The organism is Clostridium guangxiense (assembly GCF_021043395.1).
GTDB lineage: Bacteria > Bacillota > Clostridia > Clostridiales > Clostridiaceae > Clostridium_S > Clostridium_S guangxiense.
Window position 1 is genome coordinate 25,045 of sequence record NZ_JAJNKE010000026.1, and the last position, 25,605, is coordinate 50,649.

Sequence of the window (25,605 nt, forward strand, 5' to 3'; positions counted from 1 at the left end):
CTATATAATATGAAAAATTTATGGCTAGCGAATTTTATGAGGTATGATTATTTTGATATGCAGAAGTCAAAAAAATAAAATCCGTTTAATCTTTCACGGATTTTAAAATATAATAAGTTTTTGTTTTAGACACGCCTTCTAAGTTTTTTATATTGTTGTGAATCTTTTCTAAATCCTCTGATGATTTACAAAGTATTTTAAGCATAAAATCAAAATCACCTGTTAGATAATAGCAAAAATTTATATTTTTATTTTCCTTAATTGCCCTAGTAAATGATTCATAAAACTTTGGATGGTCAAGGCTAACCTCCATTAAGGCACTTGTATCATTTCCTATTTTGCTTTCATCTAAAACTACTGTATAATTTTTTATTATCCCACTTGTCTCCAGCTTATGAATGCGTTCAATGACCGCGGAGACTGATAAATGAATTTCTTTGCTTATTGTTGATGCTTTAGTTCTAGAATTGGCTTTTAAATATTCTAATATTTTATAATCAACATTATCCATAACAATCACTCCTAGTAAAGCTGTTGTTTTATAGAATAATTATAACAATAGTTTAATAAATAAAAAAGCAGGTATAGATTTTATTACGATCTATACCTGCTCCTTTATTATTGCTGAGATACTGCTTTTAACATTTCTGCTTTTTCACCCACAGAATATATATAAAGTTTATGCAGTGGACGCGTCATTGCAATATAAAGCAGTTTTACATCAAGTTCATCAGATGTATATTGATCCTTTGATGCATTCGCTATTATAACCATGTCAAATTCAAGTCCTTTTACCAAATAAGAAGGGATTATTAAGATTCCACTAGAATAATCATTTTCTTTTTCACTTATTATTTGTACCTTATAGCTTGAATTTTTAAATAAGCTTTTAAGCTCCTTGCACTCCTTCATAGTCTTACATATGATTGCAGCAGATTTTAATTTGTTTTTACGTAAGGCTAACAGATTTTTTTCAATTTCATTTTTTACTTCAGCTAGAGAGCCTTTTTCCATTACAGTTACAGGGTCGCCGTGGCGTATTACTGGTTTTGCAAGTGGAAGGCTCTTATTATTTAAAAATTTTATAACTGAGTTTGCTGCATCCATTATCTCGATTGTGGTTCTATAACTTTGTTCTAGTTTTAGTAAGTCTGGCTCATTGCCGCCAAAGATAAGTTCTGCAGTTTTGTTCCAATCTGTAACTCCTCTAAAACTGTATATTCCTTGACACAGGTCTCCAAGGATTGTAAAAGAAGGACTGTCTATTATTTCTTTTAATACTGAAAATTGAAAAAGGCTAAAATCTTGAGCTTCGTCTATGATTATGTGTCTTACGTTTATTTTTTCGTCTAGACCTTGTGTTAAATATTTTATATACATTAAAGGAGCTAAATCTTCAAACTCAACGACATTTTTGTCTAAGATATCGCTTGAAGTTTTTCTTATTAATTCTGAGAGCTCATGATTTATATATTTTTCAGTTAGCTTATTAAATAAAGCTTTATCATTTAGCAGTTTTTTATAATATTCAAGAGGAGACAAAACAGAAATCTTTGATAAATAATTTTTAACAAGTGTTTTTGAATTTTTGTTTATGCCTTTTAGCAGAGCATCTCTTTCATCTATTATTTTTATTATAATTTTGCGTCTTTCAGGTGAATCTGGAGCTTCATCTCTAACCTTGTTTAATTTTTCGTCGTAGGATGACTCAACTCTTTGTAAAATTCTTGCTTTATTGTTTTCAATACTGTTTGTAAGATGTTTTTTTATTTCATTGATTCGCTTCATAAGTGGCAAGCTTTTGTAATCTTCAAGAAACAACTTTTTTATATTTTTTGAACTAATAAGAACAAAAGTGTGAAGTTTAAAATCTTCCTCTAGAATGAAATTTTGTTCTATTAGCTTAATGAAATTCTGTATTGATGTTTTAAATTCTAGGGAAGCTTTAAAATTGGATATCTTTTTTATATTTTCACAGTTTATGCTGTCTCTTAAGTTTACAAGGTCTGAAAGCTTTTTGGTGCTTGGCATGATTTTTAGTTTTCGACCTATGATTTTTTGAGCAAAGTCTTCAAAGGTTGTTTGCATGACATTTTCTACACCGAGTTCTGGCAAAACGTCAGATATATAACTTAGGAAAAAATGACTGGGAGCCATAATCATAAAGTTTTCCGGCTTTAGTTTTTTCTCAAAAGTATATATTAAATAGGCAATCCTGTGAAGGGCAATTGTGGTTTTACCACCGCCGGCAGCACCTTGAACAATTAGAGGTCTCCACATGTTTGCTCTTATGACCTTATTTTGTTCAGCCTGTATTGTTGAAACTATATCTTTAAGCCTGTTGTCCTTACTTGAGCCTAGACATGCTTGAAGAAAATCGTCATTTGTTGTTATATCAATATCAAAGAAATCTTGAAGTTTTCCTTTTTCAATCATATATTGACGTTTAAGCTTTATTTCTCCTTTAATATTTCCATCCGGGCAGGTGTAATTTGCTGTCCCAATACGGCCATCATAGTAAAGGTTAGAAATAGGAGCTCTCCAATCTATAATTAAAAATTCACCAGTTTCCTCCTTTAGAAGGGACATTTTCCCTATATATAAATTCTGGAGTTTATTCTTATCTTCTTCTTTAAAGTCGACTCTTGCAAAGTATGGTTTCAAAAGGCTACGCTCAGAATTTTGAATTTTTTGATGAAGTGTGTCTCTTACAGAAGTATTTAAAGTAACTTGAGTAAACTGTTCTTTATTATCTGGATCAAAATATTTAAGCTGGGAATCTATTTGTGTGTCTAAACTGGATTTTTGTTTAGTAATAACTTCTTTGTATGTTTTTAAATAGTCAAGCGTGTAGTTGAGCCTTTTAAGCTCGGAGTTGTAATCTGGATGTTTTATCAATTTTATCACCTCGTTTAATTCAGAGTACAGATTACAAAGTACAGAGTACAGTGAAGGTTGATTTTCTGCTGTGGCAGAAAATTTTAAATTTAATGGGCTTGCGCCCAACCCTTTTGGGTATGTTTTTTCAGCGAAGCTGAAGCTATAAGTTTAAAGGTTTACCTGACGTAAGGAAGGCAAATCATCCATCACTGTCCTCTGTCAAATGTACTCTGCTTCTAAGATCCTGTTCCTGTGTAGTGTCTTACGCCAAATTTCCATAAAATATAGCTTGGAATAATAAATAAGCATGCAATCAATGGAGAAAACATGTAAAAGATATTGTGACTTCTCCCTATTATATATAGGAGAGGATAGTAGTTAACAAAGGCTAGTGGAACGATAAATGTAAAAAATCTTAGTACAGAAGTTTTGTATATATCTAAGGGATACTGGGCAAGTTCTCTTCCGCCATCTGTAAAGATGTTTATGACTTCAAGACTTTCTATGGTAAAAAAGCAGATGACTGCGGAAATCATAAATAAGCCAAAGAATAAAAAGGTTCCTCCTATTATCATTAATATAAGTGTAAGAATTTTATCGGGCGAAAAGTGAACTCCGCAGGTTTTTATTGAATATATAAATATTATTAATGCTTGAACAAGTTTGCCTATTCTTGTAAGTTCAATTTTTGTACCTAATACTTGCAGCACTTCGTTTCTTGGTCTTGTAAGTATTCTGTCAAAACCTCCATCTGATATTATTGAAGAAAAATTGTCAAAACCTCTTCCAAAGCATTCAGCTAGTGAGAAGGACATAAAAATTGTACTAAAACATAAAAGAACTTCATTAAAGCTGTAATTTTTAATGTTTCCAAAGCGTTTAAATAAAAAATACATGCTAAGAAAGGAGAAAAATGTCGTTAAGCATTGACCAATAGTTGTAAGAAAGAATGAAATTTTATATTGCATTACGGATTTTAGTTGGATTGAAAAGTACTTTAAATATAGTCCCATAGTTAGCCCCCTTGTACCGTTACGCGTTTTAATGCTTTAGAGATTATGAATTTACCAATAATAATTAAAGTTGCTGCCCAAAAAACTTGCAAAACTATGGGAAGAAGTGCTTCACTTACTGGAATTTGGCCACTGTAAATTCTAAATGGAACATTTTGCATTGCAGCAAAGGGTGAAAGATAAAGATATTTTGTGAGCCAGTTGGGCAAAAATGGAAGCGGAACAAGACCTCCAGAAAGAAAATCTGCTGTCATTACAAGAGCAAGTCGTACGCCAATAGGTGATACTGTATAAAAGGTAAATATATAAACAAGCATACAGTAGGAAATAACCACTATAAAACTTAAAAATGCTGTAATTAAAAATAGTAAAGCAGAAGCCAATGAGCTTGGTAAGTTAAATTTATACGGTGCTGGCAAGAAAAAAGCTATAATGAGTATTGGAAAACATCGTAAAAGTGTTCTTGAAAGTCTAACAGCACAGCTTTTAACAAACCAGGTATTGTATATATCAAAGGGTCTGCATAATTCATAAGCTATATTTCCACTTGTTATTAAATTAAAAATATCATTGTCTAAGAACCAGGTCATGAAAAGTGCTAAAAATGCTTGTTGAAGCCATATATAACTGGAAAGTTGAGAAAAATTCATTGGTGCCTTTGAGGGATTACTTTTATATAAAGCTTGATACAGCATTATATACATAAAGCCCCAGGCAAATTGTGTGACAATTCCAGCATAGGCAGCGGTTCTGTATTGAAGACCATTTATAAAGCGAATCTTAAAAAAACATAAATAAGCTCTCATATTTATACTCCTTATAAAGTTGTGTGGATAGATAACTTGAAAGTTTAAAGTTGTCAAATCCAAGTTTATCTCGACAAACTGGAATTTAACTCAGAGTACAAAGTACAGAGGACAGAGTACAGTGAAGGATGATTTTTCTCCGCTGTCGCTACAAAAAATCTTAAACTTAATGCACGCAAAGCGCTTAAAATATAGTGCTCAGTGTAGCTGACACTATTAAGTTCTAAGATTTACCTGAGAGAAACGAAAGGTAAATCCACCTTCACTGTACTCTGCACTTTGTACTCTGTGCTCTGAATCAACTTCCAGTTTGCAGGGATAGATTAGGTATTAGCAATTCAATCTTTCAGCTTGGTTATCTATATTTTTTCTATGATCCTGTTGACTTATATCTACTTAATCCAAATCTAAAAAATCCATAACTGGGAATTAAGAATAGCAAGGATATTATTGGTGAAAACATAAAAAGGATATTTCGGTTTATGTCCAATAAATACAATAGAGGATAATATTGAATCAAGGCCAGTGGAACTATAAATGTTAGAAATTTTAAAATACCATTTCCATACACGGAAAGTGGGTATCGACCAAATTGACGTGCACCATAAGTGAAGATGTTCAAAAACTCCAAGCTTTCCATTGTAAAAAGTGAGCATGCAGCGTTAATGAGAAATAAACCAAAAAACAAAACTCCTCCGCAAAGTATCATAAGACATAGTGTGATAATCTTTTCAAAAGTCCATGTAATAGCACTCATAGGTATTGTATAGAATAGTACGAGTGCAGCCTGCAATAATAAACCAAGTCGCGAAAAATCCATATTAGGCATCAGCACTTGCAATATAATGCTTCTTGGCCTTATAAGGGCGCGGTCAAACTCACCATTGCTAAGCATACGGGGAAATGAAGCTAATCCTCCTCCAAACATTTCTCCAAGTGAAAAAGCCATCATTGTAACGGAAAAGCATAGAAGTACTTGCTGGTAGGTGAAGTTATCTACCGCCTTAATTCGTGAAAAAATAAAATATAAGCCAAAGAACGATGTAAATGATGTTATGAACTGTCCTAATGTAGTTAAAAAGAAAGATACTTTATATTGCATCTGGCTTTTTAGGTTCAAGGCTATAAAATTTAAATATAGTTTCATATTAACCTCCCTGTACAATTACTTTTTTTAGGGTGCGCCGCATAATAAACTGTCCAATGACAAACAGTACTACAAGCCAAAATAATTGAAAGGCAACACCCTTCAAAGTAGCTGTACCTTTAACAGTTCCACTGTATATAATAAGTGGCATATTTTGCATTGCCGCAAAGGGAAGCAGTTTAACAATTGCAAGAATGGGTGCAGGAAAAAATGGTAAAGGTATTATGCCTCCAGATAAAAATGATGTAAAAGCAGTAACTATGATTTTTATACCTCTCTGAGACAGTATATAAAACATTGAAATATACATAAGCATAGCAAATGAAACAACTACGCACAATGCAAGTACTGTTGATAGTAAAAACAGAAGGAATTGTGCCATACCAAGCGGCATGCACATTCTGTACGGCTTTGGCATGATAAGTGCTAAAAGCAGTGAAGGTAGACAGTTAAGTATTGTAAAAGTAATGCGGTTGGCAGCGGACTCACAAAACCAACGGCCATATAAGTTCATTGGGCGGACGAGTTCATAGGCAATGGAACCACTTTCAATGGTAGAATAAATTTCACCGTCTGAAAAAACCACTGCGAAAAGTACTATTAATGTTTGTTGCATCCATATATAAGAAATCGTCTGTGAAAGTTTCATTGGAAAAGTGTTATTGCCAGTGTGATAAAGTGCTGAATATGCAAGTACTTCCATAAGGACCCATAAAAACCTTGTAAGAATTGCTCCAAATGATACAGCACGATATTGTAAGTTGTTTATAAAACGTATCCGGAATACTGATATATACATATTCATATGCTATATTCCTTATAAAGAGAGGCAACCATTTCTTCAGTAGTTATGTCAGAGACTGAAACGTCAAGTAATTCCGTCTGCGTGGCAAAATATCCAATTGCATCTGAGACCTGCACTGCTGATGGATCAAGGGAAATTACAAGCTGTCCTTCACTAGCTTCAGTAATTGTCATTCCTGCACAAATTTTAGGTGCTTTCCCGCGGTATTTTATCACAAGTGTTTTGCGCTCGGATGCATGTTTTTTTAGCTCATCTAGACTTCCATTGAGTAGTATCTTGCCTTTTCCAATTAATAGTATACGATTGGTTAATGCCTCAATATCTTGCATATCATGGGTTGTAAGTATGACAGTTGTGCCCCTTTCAGCGTTAAGCCTCTTAATAAAATTACGCACAGCTATTTTGGAGACTGCATCAAGTCCTATAGTTGGTTCATCTAGAAACAATGTTTTTGGATTGTGCAGCAGAGAAGCAGCAATTTCACAGCGCATACGTTGGCCAAGACTTAAGTTTCGTGCTGGCGTTTTTAATAATTCCCCTAAATCAAGAAGCTCGGAAAGCTCATCCAAATTGGCTTTAAAAAGTTTTTCATTAATCTTGTACATATCACGTATTAATTCAAAGCTGTCAATAACAGGTACATCCCACCAGAGTTGGCTCCTTTGGCCAAATACGACTCCAATTTCACGTACATGAGCTATACGGTTTTTCCAAGGGGTACGTCCATTTATAATACATTCACCACTATCGGGAGTGAGAACGCCGCACATAATCTTGATAGTGGTACTTTTTCCAGCACCGTTTGGTCCTATATAGCCAACCATTTCACCATCATTAATTGTAAAGGATATATTTTCAAGAGCTTTTACTACTTCATATTCTCTATTGAATAGAGCTTTAAAAGCATTACCGAGTCCAGCATTTCGCTTGGAAACTTTAAAGGATTTAGAAATTTCTTTTAATTCAATCACTTAAACACCACCTTTGTACTCTGATTTCTGTGCTTATTAATTATATAGATAAACAGGCTTTAACGAAAGTTTGCATTTAAGTCTTATTTTATACTACAATAGGTGCCAAAGTAATCTTAATAATTTTTCTAGGTTTTTCATATAATATCTAAATTTTAGTTGACAGACTTGCATTTTTACTATAAGATATAAGTATAAAATAACAGTAAAATAATTAAACTATTGACCAACATGCCAAAAATGGCTAACATAATATGGAAATGCGCCCTTATCCAGCTTGGATAGGGGCTTTTTATATACTTACATGTATTGATTTCAGTGCACAATTTATGTAAGTTAAATGTATCAAAAAGATTTTTAACTAATTTAAAATTTGAAATTAGTAAATAATATATAGGTTAAGGATTGGAAGTGGAAAATTTGAAAATATCATTTTTAGGTGGAGCAAGAGAAGTTGGTGCTAGCTGTATGCTTGCGAGGCTTATGGATAAGAACATTCTTCTAGATTGTGGAATAAGGCAGGGAGCGGCTAAAGATATACTGCCAGACTTTAGTACCATTCAAGAAAATGGTGGTGCAGATATAATCATAATAAGCCATGCACACATGGATCACATAGGGGCACTGCCTTTAATAAGTAAGGAGTATCCCAATGCCAGAATTTATATGAACAACATGACAAAGGATCTTACGAAGGTGCTTCTTTATGACAGCTTAAAAATTATGAACAGCAGAGAAGCTGAAATACCACTTTATGCAGAAAAAGATGTAGAAAATATGATGGGCAAGATTTTTACAATTAATTATCAAGTTGAATTTGAAATTGCAGCTGGTATAAAATTGAGTTTTTATCAGGCTGGTCACATTGCAGGGGCAGCAGGAGTGTATATAACCTCAAAAGAAGGAAGTCTTTTCTATTCGGGAGATTTTTCTATATTTAAGCAGAGGTCTATTGAAGGAGCAAAAATACCTAAGCTTAGACCGGATGCAGCTATATTTGAATCAACCTATGGAAATAAACTTCACAGCAACAGAGAAATAGAAGAAGATAGGCTAATAGATGTAATAAGTGATTGTATTAAAAATAACGGTAAAATGCTAATTCCGGCCTTTGCACTAGGCAGGGCACAGGAAGTTTTACTAATTATAAAAAGTGCCATTAATAAAGGTAAGCTTCCCAAAGTTAAAGTTTATGTTGACGGAATGATAAAAAACATAAATAGGGTATATAAAAATAACCCACTTTATTTAAAAGGGAGCCTTGGCAAGAAAATATTAAGGGGAACGGAACCTTTTTATGATGACAATATTTCTCCTGTAGAGAATAAAGAGGAAAGAGAAAAGCTTCTAGATTCCGAGGAAACAGTAATTATTATATCAAGCTCTGGAATGATGACAGGAGGACCTAGCCAATATTACGGAGAAAGAATAGCAGGAATGGAAAACGGGTATATTGTTATAACAGGATATCAGGATGAGGAAGCTCCGGGCAGAAAACTTTTGAACCTCATAGAACTTCCTAAAGAAGAGAGAACTATGGATATAAACGGAAAAAGTATTCCTGTAAAATGCAGCATAGAGAAGGTTGGACTTTCGGCTCATAGTGATAAGAATGAGATAAAAGCACTGGCTGAGCAGCTTAGCTCAAGAAATATATTTCTTGTTCATGGAGAAGAAAGCGTTATTGAAGGTCTTGCAAGTGAAATAGCTAGTGATGTGATGGGGAGAGTATATGTGCCTAAAGATGGAGAAACAATAGAGGTAAATATAAGAGTTCCTAGAAAGCAGCTAAAAAGACAGCTTGAACATTTATTAAGCCGTAAGGATGAGATTAGTGAAGAAAATGTAGAGGAGCTTTGGAAATTTGTACGTGAAAACTATAATGAAAGACTATTTACTATAGAAGAACTTCTTGTTATATGGAAGGGAAATGCTGTTTTTAATTCTGTGGAATTTGAAAGCATGAAAAACGTTCTTTTAAATTCACCATACTTTGAAAATGATGTTAGAAGATTTTTTATGTTTAAAGCAAGGTCAAAAGAAGATGTAGAAGAGGATCTTAAGCCTAAAGAATTAAAACCAAATGAAATAAATGATTTAATTAGAGAACATTTTAATGGATATGCTTTTAAAAAGATAAGCATTAAATTGGGAGAAAAGAAAGTAATACTTGTTTTTGATTTTCCAAGAGCAGTAAATAAGGATATAAGTAATATTATATCTGATTTTGAAGGTGAATTTGAATGGAAGGTTGAAATCAATAAGGAAACAAATAATAATGCTTTAGAAAATTTAATAAGAACTCTATTTTTAAATTTAACTATAAAGAAAATATCATTTTTGCTTAATGAAAACAAAGTTTTAGTGTTAACTGATGATAAAGTAGAGGGGTTTGAAGCTGAGAAAGAAGAATTTAAGAAGAAAACTGGCTTTGATATAGTTCTTCAAGGCAGTAATAATATAAAAAGCACAATTAATGATAGCTGCGTAATGTCAGCGGGAAACTCACCTATGATGGAGCAAAATGAAGCATTAAAATATATAGATACCTGTTTTCAAGGTGAAAAGCATAAACCTTATAAGAAAAGCATTAAATCTAAAGGAAACCTAGAGCTTAGTTTTATTTCACCTATAATAGGAAGAAAATATGCAGAAAAAATAGGGTCTATTGCAAAAGACATAGGATGGAACATGTCTATATCAAATTCTGTAAACCAAAATGAAGTTATTAATATTGTAGTAAGACTTTGTGTGAAAGAAGGGATAAAGCTAAAGAAGAATCCATCTTTTAATCTTGGCACTATGGAGGTTACTTTGAGTTTAGAAGATGGAAGCAAAGAAGTGTTAGAAAAAATTAAAAGTGAATTTGAGGGAAGTACAGGATGTTATTTAAATACAGCTTTATAAAAATATTTAATATTTTATTACATTTGTAGTATAATAGTAAATGGAAAAAATTTGAATTTGAGGGGGGTATAAGTGTTATGAGTAAGATTTCTAAGGTAGCGATGGCTGTTTTTTGTTTAGTATTTTTGAAATCATTAACAGTTCATGCTCAAATAGTAGATAATCAGGTTGTTGGTAAGTATAAGACATGGACTATAAAATTTAGTAAGGCAGTTAAATTTGATGATAAAGTCAAAAATAAAGTTCATGTATTTGATAATAAGCAGGATGATATTAAAGTCAGTGTAAGCAAAGGAAATAGTGACAATGAGATTTTAGTTAGTCCACCAAGTGAAGGATATAGTTTGGGAGAAAAATATACTTTAAATGTACAAAAGGATATTTATTCAACTGATAATAAAAATTTAAGTAATGATGTGAAAATGAATTTTAGTATAAATCAAGATGTAAGTAGTAACGCCAATTTAGTTAACGGTGGGGAGATTGCATCGGATGGAGAATGGCTTTATTATAGTGCCACTGATGGACTTTACAAAATTAAAAGCGATGGAACTGGTAATTTTAAGTTAAGTAAAGATACTGCAAAATATATAAGCGTAAATAATGGCTGGATTTATTTTGTCAATAATGATGACAGAAAAATATACAAAGTAAAATCAGATGGTACAGGACCATATAAAGTATCAGATGTAGAGGTTAAGGAAATTTATGTACAAGGAGATTATATATACTATCATAATTATAATGGACTAGGTGAATATGTTTCTAAAATGAAAGTTGATGGTACTGGTGCCGAGGAGATAGGAAAGAGTGACATATTTGAAGGAGAATTTGCACTAGACGGAAATTATATTTACTGCAATAATGGTGGAACCGTAAGTAAAATTAAGGCAGATGCTGTTTCAGGAGATACGGGTACTACTATTATTAGCAAAGTAAGAGGACCACTGTATATATATGATGGCATGATTTATTATGGAACTAATAGTTCAGATTATATATCAAAATTTAACTTAGGTAGAGCAAATGAGGATGGAACTGGAGCATTAAATTTGAATGTAAAAAACTTAAATTGTGTTAATTTTGCAGGTAACAGTATGTATTATAGTGCAGATGAAAATAGTATATTATATAAGGCAAATTTGGATGGAAGTAATCCGATTAAAATAGGTCAAGGTATTAATAACTTTTATATTTTAGGAAATGAAATTTATTATATAAATAGCAGCGATAATTCATGGTATAAAATGAATTTGGATGGAAGTAATCATATAACACTTGGAAATTAACAAGTTCATTTTTAAACAACGAGCAGCATATTATCATATTATAGTTTAATACAAATTTATTTATATCTGATGTAGTCATTCTAAGTGTATCTACGGAATAAGACATAGGTACGATATTGTTAATTACCCTATAAAATGCTGGTGCAGTTTCTATTGGAAAAGTTCCTCCAGAATAAGCTAACTGCAGCATTAATATTTAATATTTCAATAACACCAAAACTTAAAATTATTGCCTGTAAAGCTACAAGTGCTGAGCCTAGTGTGAATTTTTCCAAAAAACTGTTCAAAAACTTGGACATATCCTCGGAACTAAATTTAAGTTTATTATCCATATTATTGTATCCATTATTTAAAGCATTGTTAAGCTGACCTGTTCCTTGGTTAACGGTCTACAAACCATTCATTAAAGAATTAGAACAGGCATTTAATACCTTTAAACCATCTGTTAGGGTACCTATCTTATCGGCTGCAGTATGTAGTCCCTTTTCTAAGGTTATACTTCCATTATTAGTTGTTTGTAAGCCATTTACTAAAAGTTTTGAATTATTATTTAATGTTCCAATTCCGTTTGTAAGAGTTCCAAGCTTATCAGTGATAGTAGGGAAATGGCAACTATTATCACTAAAGCGATTAAAAATATAGCTGATAATTTATAGACTTGACGCATTTTTGTTTATGAATTAAGTAAGAGGTTGCGTGAGTAAAAGGAATAATGTATTCTTGAACCATAGTAAAAACTTGAGGAGGAAGTAAGTATGATACCAACTAATTGCTAATATTAATTAACCAAAATTAATATGGATTTTCATATTGAGTTTTAAAAGCCTAGTTTTATATAGGCCTATTTATGGATAGACAACATGGAAGGTTGAAAATGATAATGCCAAGTTTATCCTATTAAACTGGAAGTTGATTCAGAGCACAGAGTACAAAGTACAGAGTACAGTGAAGGTGGATTTACCTTTCGTTTCTCTCAGGTAAATCTTAGAACTTAATAGTGTCAGCTACGCTGAGCACTATATTTTAAGCGCTTTGCGTGCATTAAGTTTAAGATTTTTTGTAGCGACAGCGGAGAAAAATCATCCTTCACTGTACTCTGTTCTCTGTACTTTGTACTCTGAGTTAAATTCCAGTTTGTAGGGATAAATTTGGTATTAGTAATTTAAATCTTTCATGTTGTCTATGTACAGGATACTCTTTATGGGATAAAGCATTTAGAAGGCAGCTTACTTTCAGGAAATTTTTATTATAAATTTGATGTTGATATTTTATAGAAGGTTTTGTATAAGTCACAAAACTTATATTAAATTTAACAAATTATAATAGATATATGTAGTATTTTTGGACTGTAAGAGGAAAACATCTTCTTACGGTCCTTTTTATTTAAAGAAAGAAGGAATTTTTATGTTTGAATTAACAGTAAATAATATAAAAAAATATATGGAAGGCTCCCTTATTCTTAAAAATATAAGTTTTCAGGTTTATTCAGGAGAAAAAGTCGGTATAGTAGGTGCCAATGGAAGTGGCAAGAGTACAATTCTTAAATTAATAGCTGGAGTATTGCCCTTCAATTATTGGCCTGGTTACCCAAAGGTTTCAAGTCCGGGCTATGATGAAGGGTGGGTTGTGATACCTAGAGAAGCTACTTGTGCTTATCTTGAGCAAATACCAGAGTATAAGAGCGGTTTAAAGGTCATTGATATTTTAAAATTGGCTTTTGAAGACATTTACCATATAGAAAGCGAAATGCATAAATTAGAAGAAAAAATGAAACTTTTAGAAGCTGATGCTTTAGAAAAGACTTTGAAGCAGTACAGTGATTTAGTTCAATTATATGAGGTTAAGGGAGGATATGCTGCGGAAGAGAAATTAAATAAGATTTGCACAGGACTAAAGCTTTCTGACAGTTTTTTAAACAAAAATTTTAGTTTATTAAGCGGCGGTGAAAAAACTACAGTTCTTCTAGGGAAGCTTTTAATTGATGATCCAGATATACTTTTACTTGATGAACCTACAAACCATTTGGATATGGATTCAATTGAATGGCTTGAAGGGTATCTTAAAGGTTATAAAGGAATCGTAATTGTTGTATCCCATGATAGATACTTTTTAGATAACGTGGTATCAAAAATTGTAGAGGTAGAAGATAAAGAGTGCATGACCTACAAAGGTAATTATTCTGCGTATGTTTATCAAAAAGAAGAAAATTTAAGAATACAATATGAGAATTTTAGGGAGCAGCAAAAGAAGATTAATACCATGAAAGATACTGTAAAAAATCTTCGTGACTGGGCAATGAGAGCTGACAACAATAAATTCTTTAAAAGAGCTGCAAGCATACAGATAAAGCTTGATAAAATGGAGAAAATAGCAAAGCCAACTTTTCAAAAAAAGAATATGAAATTAGATTTAAAGGCAGCAGAAAGGTCAGGTAATGATACAATTAAGGTAATAGGGCTTTCCAAAAGCTTTGAAGATAAAGTTATTTTTAAAAATTCAGATTTGCTGGTGAAGTTTGGTGAGAGAGTAGCATTAATTGGTCCAAATGGCAGTGGAAAGACCACATTTTTAAAACTTCTTTTTGGTGAAGAAAGGCCAGATGCTGGCACGGTGGAACTTGGAGCTAGTGTAATGGTGGCGTATTTACCACAAAATATCACCTTTAAAAATGAGGAGCTTACGGTTCTTGAATGCTTTAGAGAAGATATTTCTATAGTGGATGGAAAAGCGAGAGAATACCTGTCAAAGTTTATGTTTTTCGGAGGAAGTGTATTTAAAAAGGTTAGGCAGTTATCAGGAGGGGAAAAAATTAGGCTTAAACTTAGTAAATTACTATATGAAGATATTAATTTATTGATATTAGATGAGCCTACTAACCACCTTGATATAGATTCCATAGAAACTTTTGAAGAAGCCTTGGAAGAATTTAATGGAACTATATTCTTTATCTCACATGATAGATATTTTATAAACAAAATTGGTGAGAGAGTTATTGCTCTTGAGGATAAGGCTTTTAAAAGTTATGCTGGTAATTATGATTATTATAAAAAACTAAAGGAAGACTTAAAGCTTCAGTCCCCTAAAAAAACTGTAGTAAAGCGTGAAAAAAATAAAGAGCAGAAGAATAATTACGAGAGAAAAAAGCATGAAGCAGAAACAGCCAAGGCTTTAAAAAGTGTTGAGAGTCTTGAAAATGATATAAAAGAGGTTGACTTGGCTATGACTGAGGATGGATTAAGTTATGATGAGCTAAACAAGCTTTACAATAAAAAATGTGCATTGAATAAAGAATTAGATTTAGCTATGAAGTTATGGCTCAGTTTAAGTAACTAAAAAGTTGATTTCTACTATGAGAATTGTTTTTTATAAAGGAAATTTTGAAAAACTCTTGACTTTGACGTCGTGTCGTCCATTATTCTGATTAAAGAGAGGAGATGAGCGTATGGAATTTATGACTATCAGCGAGGTGAGTAAAGGCTTTAAGGTTTCTACCAGGACGCTTCGATATTATGAAAAAATAGGATTGCTGCCAAGTAAGCACGAAGAAGATTACGCATATCGAGTTTATGATGAAAGTTCTGTAAAACGTCTGCAGTGCATTCTAATATTACGCAAGCTGCGGATTTCACTAAAGGAAATTGCGTTGATTCTGGAAAATCCTGAACAGCTTCAGATTATTGAAATATTTCAAAAAAACATTGCCGAGCTTAATGGTGAGATAACTGCTCTCAATATTATTCGTGATGTATTGGAGATTTTTGTATCACGCTTGAACGAAAGTATAGGAACAAAAATTAGACTCGATTTATTGGGAGATGCTGATATTATAAAATTTATTGAACCGCTTACCCCTTCTCGAATTAATTTTAAGGAGGAAGGATCGATGGAAAAATTAAATAAGGCAAATGAGGCATTAGGTAAGCTTAGGAAGGTTCGTATTGTTTTGCTGCCTCCAATTACTGTTGCTTCGTATCATTTTGTTGGTGAAAATCCAGAAGAAACCGTTGGAGGTGTGGTAGATAAGTTTGCTTGCGAGAGCAAGCTCTATGAAAAAAAACCAGATGCAAGGATGTTTGGATTTAATCATCCAAATCCATCGCCGATTAAACCAAATTATGGATATGAGGAGTGGGTAACTATTCCAGAAGATATGGAAGTGCCAGCACCGCTAGTAAAAAAGAGAGTTGAAGGCGGAATGTACGCGGCACATACCATTGCATTCCCTGATTTTCAAGAATGGCAGCTTTTGAGCAAGTGGGCTGAAGAAAGTGACAAGTATGCACCAAATTACAGTGAGCAGGGAGAAGAGATTATGGATGGCTGCCTTGAAGAACACTTAAATTGGGTTTATTCTTCCTATATGGGTTGGCCTAAAAACGGAATAGATGGGTATATTGATTTGCTTTTGCCAATAAAGCTAAAATAACGTTAGATAGACGACTTGGAAGATTAAAAATGGCATTAACAAATTTATACTGACAAACTGGAAGTTGATTCAGAGTACAAAGTACAGTGAAGGTGGATTTACCTTTCGTTTCTCTCAGGTAAATCTTAGAACTTAATGGTGTCAGCTACGCTGAGCGCTATATTTTAAGCGCTTTGCATGCACTAAGTTTAAGATTTTTTGTAGCGACAGCGGAGAAAAATCATCCTTCACTGTACTCTGTCCTCTGTACTTTGTACTCTGAGTTAAATTTCAGTTTGTATGGATAACCTTTTAATATAAGCTTTTAGTGTTTATTGCATACTTACTTTTCCTGCCTTGTCTGCGTCTTTTATTGCATTTATAAATTTTTCTTTCGTGGACATTCCAGGTGCGTATTCCCATTCAATAACAGAAGCAGCTTTTTCTGCAACTATAGGCAAATCTTTTTCTGTAAGACCGATTTCTTTCATAGTAGTAGGAAGCCCTACACTTTTATTGAAGGCAAGTATTTTATCTCTTTCCTCTAGCTGATTATCGTAGGTTAAGAGACATAATACACCAAAAGCTACAATTTCACCATGCAGGTGCTTTTCACATTCTGGTATCAAGGAGGAGCCGTAATATACGCAGTGTGCAAGTGAACTGTTATAGTAATATCTATCCTTTGGATCTGGCTGATTTATATGTACTTCACAGTTTGAAACAATACCTGTAAGCATTATAATATCTAAGGCAACTTGTTCAAGTTCAAAAGAAGATGTTTTATTTTTACAATCCGCTAGAGCTTTTTTTCCAAGATCAATTAATGGAGAGGTACATGTTTTGGCAATGCCTAAGCCTAAGAGAGGTATATGGTATAAGTTCTTGTCTCTGCAAGCAAAGGAAACTTCATATTCTTTTGATAGTGCATCTCCAATGCCTGCCCAGAACATATCATAAGGTGATTCGGCTATAATTTTTGTGTTTATGAATATGTGGTATGGAGGTTGCTTTGGATAATAATATTCCTTAAATGAGCCATCTTCATTGTAAATAACACAAAGTGCTGTACAACCGGCACAATTTGAAGCTAGCGTAGGAAAGGTAAAAATAGGTTTATCAAGCATATCAGCAACAGTTTTTACTGTGTCGCAGGCTCTTCCTCCTCCAACCCCGAAAAGCATATCTGCAGCTTGTACAAGTGGATCGTTTTTTAGTTTTTCTACATTTTCCATATTAGAATTTCCGCCGTACCACAAGAAATCAAGAATTTTAATACTAGAACCTTGTATTCCATCGAGTATTGCAGCTTTTGCTTTTTTTATTGCAGTCTTTCCACCAATTACAACTGCTTTAGTTCCATATTTTCTTGTTATGTAGGGTATTTCCTTATAACAGTCAGCTCCTACACTATAGCTTGGTAAATAAACATTGTAACTTGACATTTTTAACAGCCCCTTTTTATTTTTTTGAAATCAATACTATAGATATACAGTATCAACTACAAAAATCAATTTGCATCAAAATGCCTAGAAGATAGCATTTTGATACAAATTAATTTTCAAGTTTCAAGCGGTTTATCTTTAAAGGCACGATAAAAATCCAGAGCTGCTTAAAATTAGCTGCATAAAAAAAGAGCCATTCATCCTAATATTAGGACGAATGACTCGTGTTACCACCTAACTTCATATAGAAGTATTACAACTATATCTCATAACAACACGGATTTTTATAAATCGATGCCGTTTCCCATTTATACGGTAGGAAATCCGTCAGAGTCTACTCAAAACAGTAATATGTGCTGTTTCTTTTGGTCTGCAGCTCCGAGACTACTTCGTATATTACCTGATAAAGCGTTTCCACCATCCGCTTCTCTCTAAAATCAGTAAGAAATACCTACTCCTTCTCTTCATTGCCTTTATAGGATGAAATCACTGTGAAACTTTAAACTATTTATGTTTCAAAATACCAATCTTTAAGGAACTATGGTACATATATAGTTTGTAGTTGAACTGATTTCACTATATTTAATTGATTTTAAGGTAAATTATAGAACATACTTTTTTGTATGTCAACAGAGAAAGGTACACTTTAATAAATTGCTGAAAAAAACAATGCTATGAATGATATTACCAAGCCTTATATAGTTTATACTTATTTTGTCACAGGAATTTGAATTTCTGTTATATATTCATCTACGCTATCCTTTGACCAGTCCCCTTCTAAATACAATTCTCTATTAGGACCGGCAATTTTGTAATTATTGTCTTCAATCCACTTTTGAAGAGCGGCATAAGCAGCTGGTAAGCCTTCATAGCCACCCTTATGAACGGTACAAGCCATTTCATGTACAGCATCAAGTTCCTTAAATTTAATTCTGTCAGTATCAGGGGCAGTTCCAAGTACATGTTCAGCAATTTCAGCATCTACATCGCATTCTTTAAATCCTGGATCATAGTAAATAACTAAGCAAGGTGGAGCCATTTTTACATTGTTTTCTTTTAAATAATTACCAAGTTCTCTCCAAATGTTATGCTGAGACTCATAGTTTGGTAAAATGCTTCTTATAGAAGCTACCTTTATAGGATCAATTTTTTTTATTACAACATCATATTTTAACATGTTTAAATCCTCCTCATTAATTTTATTAATTAAATTTTTAAGCTTTAAAAGTTTTTCTTTCTCGTTTTCTATATTTTGCTTTATTTCATTTTCTTTGATTGAGAGCATAGATAAAACAGTATCCGTACAAAGTTTATTGTCTAATATATTTGCAATTTCTTTTAATGAAAGCCCTAAATCCTTTAATGCAAGTATTCTATTTAGTCTTGGAAGTTGACTTGCAGAATAATATCTGTAGCCACTCTCATCATCAATCTTATATGGTTTTAAAATCCCTAAATCGTCATAATATCGCAGCGCTTTAACCGATATTTTATTTAGCTTTGAAAAGTCACCTATTTTAAACATTTAAATCTCTCCTATGTGCACATATTTGGATTAAGATAAACCATCTGAAACTTTAAATTTATTTGTACCAAAATGCCATGTTTTTAGGCATTATGGTGCACATGAATTTAGATAGTTAAAGTGGTTTATTTGTACAATATTAGAATAAACCCTCCTGCTATAGGAGAGTCAACTACTTTTGTTGAAATTTTATTTTTTAAAGAAGATGATAAAATATTCTTTTCTCGTTAGGTTCCTTATTACTTGACTTCGTCCAAAGACACAGGTTTATACTTATTTTGTAAGAAAGGAAGTGATCGGGATGTATACAAGCGGTAAGTTTTGTATTATTGGACATATAACGAGAAGGGCACTGCGTATATATGAAGATATGGAGCTTTTACTTCCAGAATGGATTAATCCAGAAAACGAATATAAATATTATGATTCTAAGTAGGTTGAAAAAACAATAAAGATTAATGAATATAAAGAAGCAACCATTAAAACTGAAAATGTTGGTGAAGTAGTAGGAAAAGTATATGAAATGTGCAGCAAAGGAAAATTATGAGGATTTACTTTTGCATATAAAAAAGGAAGATATTTAAAGACAGTTCATAAAGGCCGCTTTTCAAAGGTTGGTCTTGCTCATGCAGCACTTCTTGATTATGCAGATAAAAACAATATTAAACTTAGAAAAACTGCATATGTTTATTTTTGTGAAAAATTTGATATAATATAAATAGGAAATTGAGAAAATAAAAATAGGGTGTTGGTAGCACCCTATAGTATAAATTTTAGTTGCTTAGGCAACTGGCATCACTAGAATTTATTAAAAAATAGTTGACAAAATAAACAGAATGGTCTAATATTAAATTAAGCAAATTAAATGTAAGGAGATTATAAAATGGCAAAGACAACAAAAGGCGAACAATCAAGAATAAAACTTATAGAGTGTGCTGCAAAATTATTTTTACAAAAGGGGTATAATGCCACAGGTATTAATGATATTTTAGCAAGTACGGATTTGCCAAAAGGATCGTTTTATTTTCACTTTGCAAGTAAAAAAGATTTAGCTATTAGTGTAGCAGAGTACTTCGAAAAAAAATTTTTAGGGTGGGCAGTAAAAACTTCAAAAGATAAAAGCTGGAATGAATTCATAACAGATTTAATTGGAGAAATGATTAAAGGAGCAGAAAATGGGAAACATTACGGTTGTCCTTTTGCTGTATTAGGATTAGAAATAGCTTTTTCTGATGAGGATCTTTCAGAATGTTATTATAACTCTATGAAAAAGTTAATAGATATATTTGCTTCAATTTTTGAATATTCTGGAGTACCTAAGGAGGAAAAATATGCATTAGCAAATCGTGCTTTTGCAATATATGAAGGCTATTTAGTGTATTATAGGCTTGGTAAAGATGTAGATATTTTAAGAACTATGTTAAAGGATCTTATAAAAGTATATGATGATTTTAATATGGTAAAATAGTAAAGTACAAATAAAAAAATCCATTAAAAGTGGAAAAATAATTATACTGAAAAGTTAAACAACAAATTTAAGAGATAAATTTTAGACAAATCAAACAGACTGGTCTATTCTAAAAATAAAAATTTATAATTTCAGGAGGAATAGAAATATGAGAGATGTAGTAATAGTAAGTGGAGTAAGAACTGCAATAGGAGCCTATGGAAAAACTTTAAAGGATGTACCCGCAGCAGAATTAGGAGCTATAGTAATAAAGGAAGCTGTCAGAAGGGCAAATATAAATCCGAAAGAAATTAGTGAAGTTATTTTTGGAAATGTACTTCAAGCAGGTTTAGGACAAAATCCAGCGAGGCAAGCAGCTGTAAAAGCTGGATTACCTGTAGAAATACCTGCCTTTACAATTAATAAGGTTTGTGGTTCAGGATTAAGAGCCGTAAGTCTAGCAGCTCAAATAATAAAGGCTGGGGATGCAGACACCATTGTTGTAGGTGGTATGGAAAATATGTCTAGTGCGCCATTTTTGGTAAGTAATGCAAGATGGGGACAGAGAATGGGTAACGGCGAGCTGGTTGATGAAATGATAAAAGATGGTTTATGGGATGCCTTTAATGATTATCATATGGGAATGACTGCAGAAAATGTTGCAGAAAAATGGAAGGTAACAAGAGAGGAGCAAGATGAATTTTCACTTTTATCACAGCAAAAGGCTGAAAGAGCCATTAAAAATGGAGAATTTAAAGCTGAAATTGTTCCTGTAGTAGTAAAAACAAAAAAAGGTGAAATAGTATTTGAACAAGATGAGTTCCCTAGGTTTGGAAATACCATAGAAGCACTAAGAAAACTTAAGCCTATTTTTAAAGAAAATGGAACAGTTACAGCTGGAAACGCATCTGGGTTAAATGATGGAGCAGCAGCTTTGGTGATAATGAGTGCAGACAAAGCTAAAGCTCTAGGAATAAAACCACTTGCAAAAATAAGCTCTTATGGATCAGCTGGACTAGATCCTGCAATAATGGGATATGGCGCATTTTACGCAACTAAAGCTGCTTTAGATAAAATTAATTTAAAACCTGAGGATTTAGATTTAATTGAAGCTAATGAAGCGTATGCTTCTCAAAGCATAGCAATAGCTAGAGATTTAAATTTAGATATGAATAAAGTAAATGTAAATGGAGGCGCTATAGCACTTGGACATCCGATAGGTGCATCTGGTGCGCGTATTCTTGTAACCTTGCTATATGCTATGAAAAAAAGAGATGCAAAAAAAGGACTAGCTACATTATGTATTGGTGGAGGTCAAGGAACAGCGCTAGTAGTTGAAAGAGAATGAAGAATGTTGTAACAATAGTTAATTATGAGATTGAAATTAATCTAATGGGTTTAATTCCTTAAGGAGGACTTCATTATGGATATAACTGCTCAAATGATTCAAAAAAAGGCCTATGAGCTTGGCTATGAAAAATGTGGTATTATTCCGATTGATTTAATGGATGAGTATGCTGAAAAATTTAATGAACGTATTGAAAAAATTCCAAAATCAAAGATGTTTTATCAAAGTCAGCAGCGTTTGATTAATACTAAGAAGATATATCCATGGGCAAGATCTGTGGTAGTACTAACAGTACCATATGGAAAATACAAGGTCCCAGAAGAATTAAATGGTCACATAGCTAAGGCATATTTATTTGATACACGTGTTGATAAAAATACAAAAGAATATCAGAATAATCGTGCACTGGAAAAATATATGCAAGAGCTTGATTTAAAGGTAGAGACAGATCAAAAGTTTGGAGTGGTTGGGATGCGTTGGGCAGCTCTGCAGGCTGGAATTGGCATTATTCGTAGAAACAATTTTTTATACACAGAGTCTGGTTCATGGGTTCATCTTGAAGCTTGGATAACTGACAGAGAAATGGAGCTAAAGGAAACAAATAATGTTGTACAGTGCCCAAAATCTTGTAATCGCTGCATGACGTCATGTCCTACAAAATCACTTTCTGCACCATATACCATGTCACCAACAGAATGTGTTTCTTTTTTGACAACCTTTGGTGGGCGTAATTTACCACAGGAACCGTTGAGTAAAACATTTGGAAACTGTATTTATGGATGTGACATTTGTCAAGATGTATGTCCTATGAACAAAGGAAAGTGGAAGGGGGAAATAGAATTTCCCGGTCTTGCAGAACTATCTTCTTCATTGACACCAGAAAATATTTTGAATATGGAAGAAGCTTTCTATCGTGAGAGAGTACAGCCCAAATTTTTCTATTTATCGCCAGAAGATCTTTGGAAATGGAAAGTAAATGTATTGTGCTATATGTGTAATAACTATAAGGAAAGTTATAAATCGCTCATTATAAATGCCTGCAATAGCGAAAATAATAAAGTGCGTGAAATTGCTTATTCAATTTGTAGAGAACTGTGTTTATAATAAATTACTAATTGAAATTATTGTAGTTATGAAAAGCTCTTATCTTATAAAAGGATGAGAGTTTTTTATGGTTTACTATTATTTTATTATAAATTAATCTTTCTATAAGAAAAAATTTATTTAACTAATATTTTTGTTGACATAAGAGAAAGCAGCGGTTAAAATTTAAATTAGTAGTACATGATGTACTACTAATTTAAAAGGGGGTAAAACTTATGGATCAAATACTTGATTTATTAGAAAATTTAAATTTTACAAAAACTGAGGGGTTAGTATATGTTGATTTACTAAAGAATTATAGTCTTACAGGGTACCAGATAGCTAAAAATTTAAATATATCTCGTTCTTCTGTGTATTCAGCTTTAGACAATTTATATAAAAGAGGTGTTGTATTTTTATTGAATGGCAATTCTCAAATGTATATAGCAGAAAAACCTTCTACTTTAATTAATAAGATGAAAAGTCAATTTATGGAGAATGCTGACCTATTAGAAAGTAAGCTAAATAGGCTGGAAAAATATGACTTGGAGGAGAGGTATGTAAATATAGAGGGTTATGACAATATTATTTCAAAAGTAAAGGAGCTTATTTTAAAAGCTAAAAGTGAGATCTATATCAATACAGATTTTGACCTTCATCTTTTCTCAAAGGAGTTTAATGAAATTAATAAAAGAGGTGTCAGGACAATTGTATTTTCCTTTGCAAAATTAGATAAAGATAATCTTCCTGTCGAACTGTATAGTCATTGTAGTTCTGCTTGTGATGATAAGCAAACAAGAATTATGCTGGTGGTAGATTGTAAAACTTCACTTATTGCTGATATAACACCTCATCGGGATGAATTTTTAGGAACGTTTACAGATAACTTACTTTTGACTTCCATAGTTTCGGAACACATACATAATGATATTTATCTTTTGAAATTAAAAAATAAATATGGAAAAGATTTGATTACTGAAGATATAAAATTAAATACATTACTTGAAAACAGATAATCCTATTAATTTGAGAGAGGTGTATATAAGTGCTAGATAATTCTTTTAATGATAAATCTTATTATAAAACTATATTAGCTATTGCTATTCCAATATCTATACAAAGCTTATTTCAAGCTTCTTTAAGTGTAATTGATCAACTAATGGTAGGGCAGCTTGGTGAAAATGCAATTGCAGCTGTTGGACTAGGTTCAAGGTTTCCTTTTATTTTTATAACTACTTTAGGTGCAATTGCTACAACGGCATCTATCTTCTCTTCCCAATTTTGGGGTAAAAAAGATACAAGGAGTATAGGTCATGCCTTTGGTGGAACACTTGTACTAGGTATGGTAATAACAATTATTTTCTCTTTAATATCATTAGCTTTTCCAAAACAGATACTAGCGCTCTATTCTAGAGATGAAAAAATAATAGAAATGGGAGGCTCATATCTTAGGATTATAGCGATAAGCTACATTCCATTATTACTAACTGCTATTTTCTCAGCGATTTTAAGAAGTACAGAACATGTAAAGGTACCAATGTATGCTGGATTATTATCCATTGTATTAAATACCAGCTTAAACTTTGCCCTTATATTTGGTAGTTTTGGTTTTCCTAGATTGGGGTTATATGGTACGGCTTATGCTACGGTCATTGCTAGATTTGTTGAATGTATATTGATCTTATCTGTCACATATGGTAAAAAATATGTAGGTGCCTTCAAGGTCAATGAATTTATTTTTATTCCTAGGGAACTTGTAAGGAAAATACTTATAGTATGTGTTCCATTAGTACTAAATGAGTTCATGTGGTCTTTGGGTGAAACTATGTATTCTATAGTATATGGAAGAATGGGGACCTTTGAGGTAGCCTCTATGACTTTGACTTATCCTATTCAAGGCTTAAGCATAGGACTATTTACAGGATTAAGCAGTGCAGCTGGAATAATGGTTGGAAATAAACTAGGTGTAGGTGATACTGAATTAGCCTTTAAGTATTCAAAAAAACTTATTAAAATTGGTATTGTAGGTTCAATATTATTTGGTGGGCTGTTATCGATTTTTTCAAATTTATATGTATCAGTATTCAATATAAATAATAACCTAAAATCTTGCACAGCTAATCTTTTAATCATATTTAGCATAGTACTGTGGATTAAGGTTTCTAATATGATTATAGGCAGCGGAATACTAAGAAGTGGTGGGAAAACTCACTATACTCTTTTCTTAGACATGTTTGGCACTTGGTGCATTGGAGTTCCTGTGGGATTTCTGTCAGCTTTTATTTTTAAGTTATCAATTGAATGGGTTTACTTTATAATATGTGGAGAAGAGCTTGTAAGATTTATAATTGGTCTTAAATTGTTATATTCAAAAAAGTGGATGAAAAGTTTAACAAATGTTACCGATGAGCATGGCACATCAGAAGTATTTGACTAGTTACAGTAAACTGGCATATAAAATGCTCAATCTAAGCTTGATTTGACACAAAAATTATCTGCATATGAAGATTAGTGTCAAAGAGTTAGACTTTTAT

Annotated in this window: 20 protein-coding genes and 1 other annotated feature; of the genes, 10 read left to right on the top strand and 10 right to left on the bottom strand. The window is 32.4% G+C overall.

What is annotated here, in order from left to right:
• Positions 1-85: 85 nt before the first annotated feature.
• The 7 genes from LQK79_RS14190 to LQK79_RS14220 all read right to left on the bottom strand — a co-directional run bounded on the left by LQK79_RS14190 (position 86) and on the right by LQK79_RS14220 (position 7,622).
• Positions 86-511: an Lrp/AsnC family transcriptional regulator gene (locus tag LQK79_RS14190; RefSeq protein WP_231016959.1), complete on the bottom strand. Its 426-nt coding sequence runs from the start codon at positions 509-511 to the stop codon at positions 86-88.
• 107 nt (positions 512-618) lie between these two features.
• Positions 619-2,907 (bottom strand): RNA polymerase recycling motor HelD, encoded by a 2,289-nt coding sequence (gene helD, locus LQK79_RS14195; protein WP_231016999.1) that lies wholly within the window; start codon positions 2,905-2,907, stop codon positions 619-621.
• A gap of 209 nt (positions 2,908-3,116) precedes the next feature.
• Positions 3,117-3,893 carry an ABC transporter permease gene (locus tag LQK79_RS14200; protein ID WP_231016960.1) on the bottom strand — a complete coding sequence of 259 codons (777 nt, stop codon included), beginning with the start codon at positions 3,891-3,893 and terminating at the stop codon, positions 3,117-3,119.
• 2 nt (positions 3,894-3,895) lie between these two features.
• Positions 3,896-4,699, bottom strand: coding sequence for an ABC transporter permease (locus LQK79_RS14205; protein ID WP_053242797.1), 804 nt, complete (start codon positions 4,697-4,699; stop codon positions 3,896-3,898).
• A gap of 370 nt (positions 4,700-5,069) precedes the next feature.
• On the bottom strand, positions 5,070-5,846 hold the full coding sequence (locus LQK79_RS14210) for an ABC transporter permease (protein ID WP_053243416.1): 777 nt from the start codon (positions 5,844-5,846) through the stop codon (positions 5,070-5,072).
• A 1-nt stretch (position 5,847) separates the two neighbouring features.
• Positions 5,848-6,549, bottom strand: coding sequence for an ABC transporter permease (locus LQK79_RS14215; protein ID WP_231016962.1), 702 nt, complete (start codon positions 6,547-6,549; stop codon positions 5,848-5,850).
• Positions 6,550-6,647: 98 nt separating this feature from the next.
• On the bottom strand, positions 6,648-7,622 hold the full coding sequence (locus tag LQK79_RS14220; RefSeq protein WP_231016964.1) for an ABC transporter ATP-binding protein: 975 nt from the start codon (positions 7,620-7,622) through the stop codon (positions 6,648-6,650).
• A gap of 411 nt (positions 7,623-8,033) precedes the next feature.
• Between LQK79_RS14220 and LQK79_RS14225 the strand changes: the two genes are divergently transcribed.
• Complete coding sequence (locus LQK79_RS14225; RefSeq protein WP_157055832.1) at positions 8,034-10,529, top strand: MBL fold metallo-hydrolase; 2,496 nt, start codon at positions 8,034-8,036, stop codon at positions 10,527-10,529.
• Positions 10,530-10,606: 77 nt separating this feature from the next.
• Positions 10,607-11,818 carry a DUF5050 domain-containing protein gene (locus tag LQK79_RS14230; protein WP_231016965.1) on the top strand — a complete coding sequence of 404 codons (1,212 nt, stop codon included), beginning with the start codon at positions 10,607-10,609 and terminating at the stop codon, positions 11,816-11,818.
• A 128-nt stretch (positions 11,819-11,946) separates the two neighbouring features.
• Here the strand turns inward: LQK79_RS14230 and LQK79_RS14235 are convergent, their stop codons facing one another.
• Positions 11,947-12,150 carry a hypothetical protein gene (locus LQK79_RS14235; protein ID WP_231016966.1) on the bottom strand — a complete coding sequence of 68 codons (204 nt, stop codon included), beginning with the start codon at positions 12,148-12,150 and terminating at the stop codon, positions 11,947-11,949.
• Positions 12,151-13,222: 1,072 nt separating this feature from the next.
• Between LQK79_RS14235 and abc-f the strand changes: the two genes are divergently transcribed.
• Both abc-f and LQK79_RS14245 read left to right on the top strand, forming a co-directional pair.
• On the top strand, positions 13,223-15,151 hold the full coding sequence (abc-f, locus tag LQK79_RS14240) for a ribosomal protection-like ABC-F family protein (protein ID WP_231016968.1): 1,929 nt from the start codon (positions 13,223-13,225) through the stop codon (positions 15,149-15,151).
• Between the two features lie 118 nt (positions 15,152-15,269).
• Positions 15,270-16,244, top strand: a complete 975-nt coding sequence (locus tag LQK79_RS14245) for an effector binding domain-containing protein (protein ID WP_231016970.1) — start codon at positions 15,270-15,272, stop codon at positions 16,242-16,244.
• A 311-nt stretch (positions 16,245-16,555) separates the two neighbouring features.
• On the opposite strand, the gene LQK79_RS14250 is transcribed toward LQK79_RS14245, so the two are convergent.
• Together LQK79_RS14250 and LQK79_RS14255 are read right to left on the bottom strand one after the other, a co-directional pair.
• On the bottom strand, positions 16,556-17,668 hold the full coding sequence (locus tag LQK79_RS14250) for an iron-containing alcohol dehydrogenase family protein (RefSeq protein ID WP_231016972.1): 1,113 nt from the start codon (positions 17,666-17,668) through the stop codon (positions 16,556-16,558).
• Positions 17,669-17,874: 206 nt separating this feature from the next.
• Positions 17,875-18,145: a binding site (T-box leader), on the bottom strand.
• Between the two features lie 232 nt (positions 18,146-18,377).
• Complete coding sequence (locus LQK79_RS14255) at positions 18,378-19,193, bottom strand: MerR family transcriptional regulator (protein WP_231016973.1); 816 nt, start codon at positions 19,191-19,193, stop codon at positions 18,378-18,380.
• A 301-nt stretch (positions 19,194-19,494) separates the two neighbouring features.
• On the opposite strand from LQK79_RS14255, the gene LQK79_RS20915 reads away from it, so the two are divergent.
• The 6 genes from LQK79_RS20915 to LQK79_RS14280 all read left to right on the top strand — a co-directional run bounded on the left by LQK79_RS20915 (position 19,495) and on the right by LQK79_RS14280 (position 25,508).
• On the top strand, positions 19,495-19,629 hold the full coding sequence (locus LQK79_RS20915) for a MerR family transcriptional regulator (protein WP_269144163.1): 135 nt from the start codon (positions 19,495-19,497) through the stop codon (positions 19,627-19,629).
• Between the two features lie 447 nt (positions 19,630-20,076).
• Positions 20,077-20,661, top strand: a complete 585-nt coding sequence (locus LQK79_RS14260; RefSeq protein ID WP_231016975.1) for a TetR/AcrR family transcriptional regulator — start codon at positions 20,077-20,079, stop codon at positions 20,659-20,661.
• Positions 20,662-20,809: 148 nt separating this feature from the next.
• Positions 20,810-21,988: an acetyl-CoA C-acetyltransferase gene (locus LQK79_RS14265; RefSeq protein WP_231016976.1), complete on the top strand. Its 1,179-nt coding sequence runs from the start codon at positions 20,810-20,812 to the stop codon at positions 21,986-21,988.
• Positions 21,989-22,063: 75 nt separating this feature from the next.
• The gene (locus tag LQK79_RS14270) at positions 22,064-23,092 is read left to right on the top strand and encodes an epoxyqueuosine reductase (RefSeq protein WP_231016978.1); all 1,029 of its coding nucleotides are present in this window, start codon (positions 22,064-22,066) and stop codon (positions 23,090-23,092) included.
• Between the two features lie 215 nt (positions 23,093-23,307).
• On the top strand, positions 23,308-24,087 hold the full coding sequence (locus LQK79_RS14275) for a TrmB family transcriptional regulator (RefSeq protein ID WP_231016980.1): 780 nt from the start codon (positions 23,308-23,310) through the stop codon (positions 24,085-24,087).
• 29 nt (positions 24,088-24,116) lie between these two features.
• Complete coding sequence (locus tag LQK79_RS14280) at positions 24,117-25,508, top strand: MATE family efflux transporter (protein WP_231016981.1); 1,392 nt, start codon at positions 24,117-24,119, stop codon at positions 25,506-25,508.
• The last annotated feature ends 97 nt before the right edge of the window (positions 25,509-25,605 follow it).

Bases quoted from the DNA above. Each gene is read 5' to 3' on its own strand.
- LQK79_RS14270 (WP_231016978.1), top strand. From the start codon at position 22,064: ATGGATATAACTGCTCAAATGATTCAAAAAAAGGCCTATGAGCTTGGC.
- LQK79_RS14210 (WP_053243416.1), bottom strand. From the start codon at position 5,846: ATGAAACTATATTTAAATTTTATAGCCTTGAACCTAAAAAGCCAGATG.
- LQK79_RS14250 (WP_231016972.1), bottom strand. From the start codon at position 17,668: ATGTCAAGTTACAATGTTTATTTACCAAGCTATAGTGTAGGAGCTGAC.
- LQK79_RS20915 (WP_269144163.1), top strand. From the start codon at position 19,495: ATGTATACAAGCGGTAAGTTTTGTATTATTGGACATATAACGAGAAGG.
- LQK79_RS14255 (WP_231016973.1), bottom strand. From the start codon at position 19,193: ATGTTTAAAATAGGTGACTTTTCAAAGCTAAATAAAATATCGGTTAAA.
- LQK79_RS14215 (WP_231016962.1), bottom strand. From the start codon at position 6,549: ATGGAAGTACTTGCATATTCAGCACTTTATCACACTGGCAATAACACT.
- LQK79_RS14200 (WP_231016960.1), bottom strand. From the start codon at position 3,893: ATGGGACTATATTTAAAGTACTTTTCAATCCAACTAAAATCCGTAATG.
- LQK79_RS14260 (WP_231016975.1), top strand. From the start codon at position 20,077: ATGGCAAAGACAACAAAAGGCGAACAATCAAGAATAAAACTTATAGAG.
- LQK79_RS14230 (WP_231016965.1), top strand. From the start codon at position 10,607: ATGAGTAAGATTTCTAAGGTAGCGATGGCTGTTTTTTGTTTAGTATTT.
- abc-f (WP_231016968.1), top strand. From the start codon at position 13,223: ATGTTTGAATTAACAGTAAATAATATAAAAAAATATATGGAAGGCTCC.
- LQK79_RS14205 (WP_053242797.1), bottom strand. From the start codon at position 4,699: ATGAGAGCTTATTTATGTTTTTTTAAGATTCGCTTTATAAATGGTCTT.
- LQK79_RS14190 (WP_231016959.1), bottom strand. From the start codon at position 511: ATGGATAATGTTGATTATAAAATATTAGAATATTTAAAAGCCAATTCT.
- LQK79_RS14245 (WP_231016970.1), top strand. From the start codon at position 15,270: ATGACTATCAGCGAGGTGAGTAAAGGCTTTAAGGTTTCTACCAGGACG.
- LQK79_RS14275 (WP_231016980.1), top strand. From the start codon at position 23,308: ATGGATCAAATACTTGATTTATTAGAAAATTTAAATTTTACAAAAACT.
- LQK79_RS14265 (WP_231016976.1), top strand. From the start codon at position 20,810: ATGAGAGATGTAGTAATAGTAAGTGGAGTAAGAACTGCAATAGGAGCC.
- LQK79_RS14235 (WP_231016966.1), bottom strand. From the start codon at position 12,150: ATGGATAATAAACTTAAATTTAGTTCCGAGGATATGTCCAAGTTTTTG.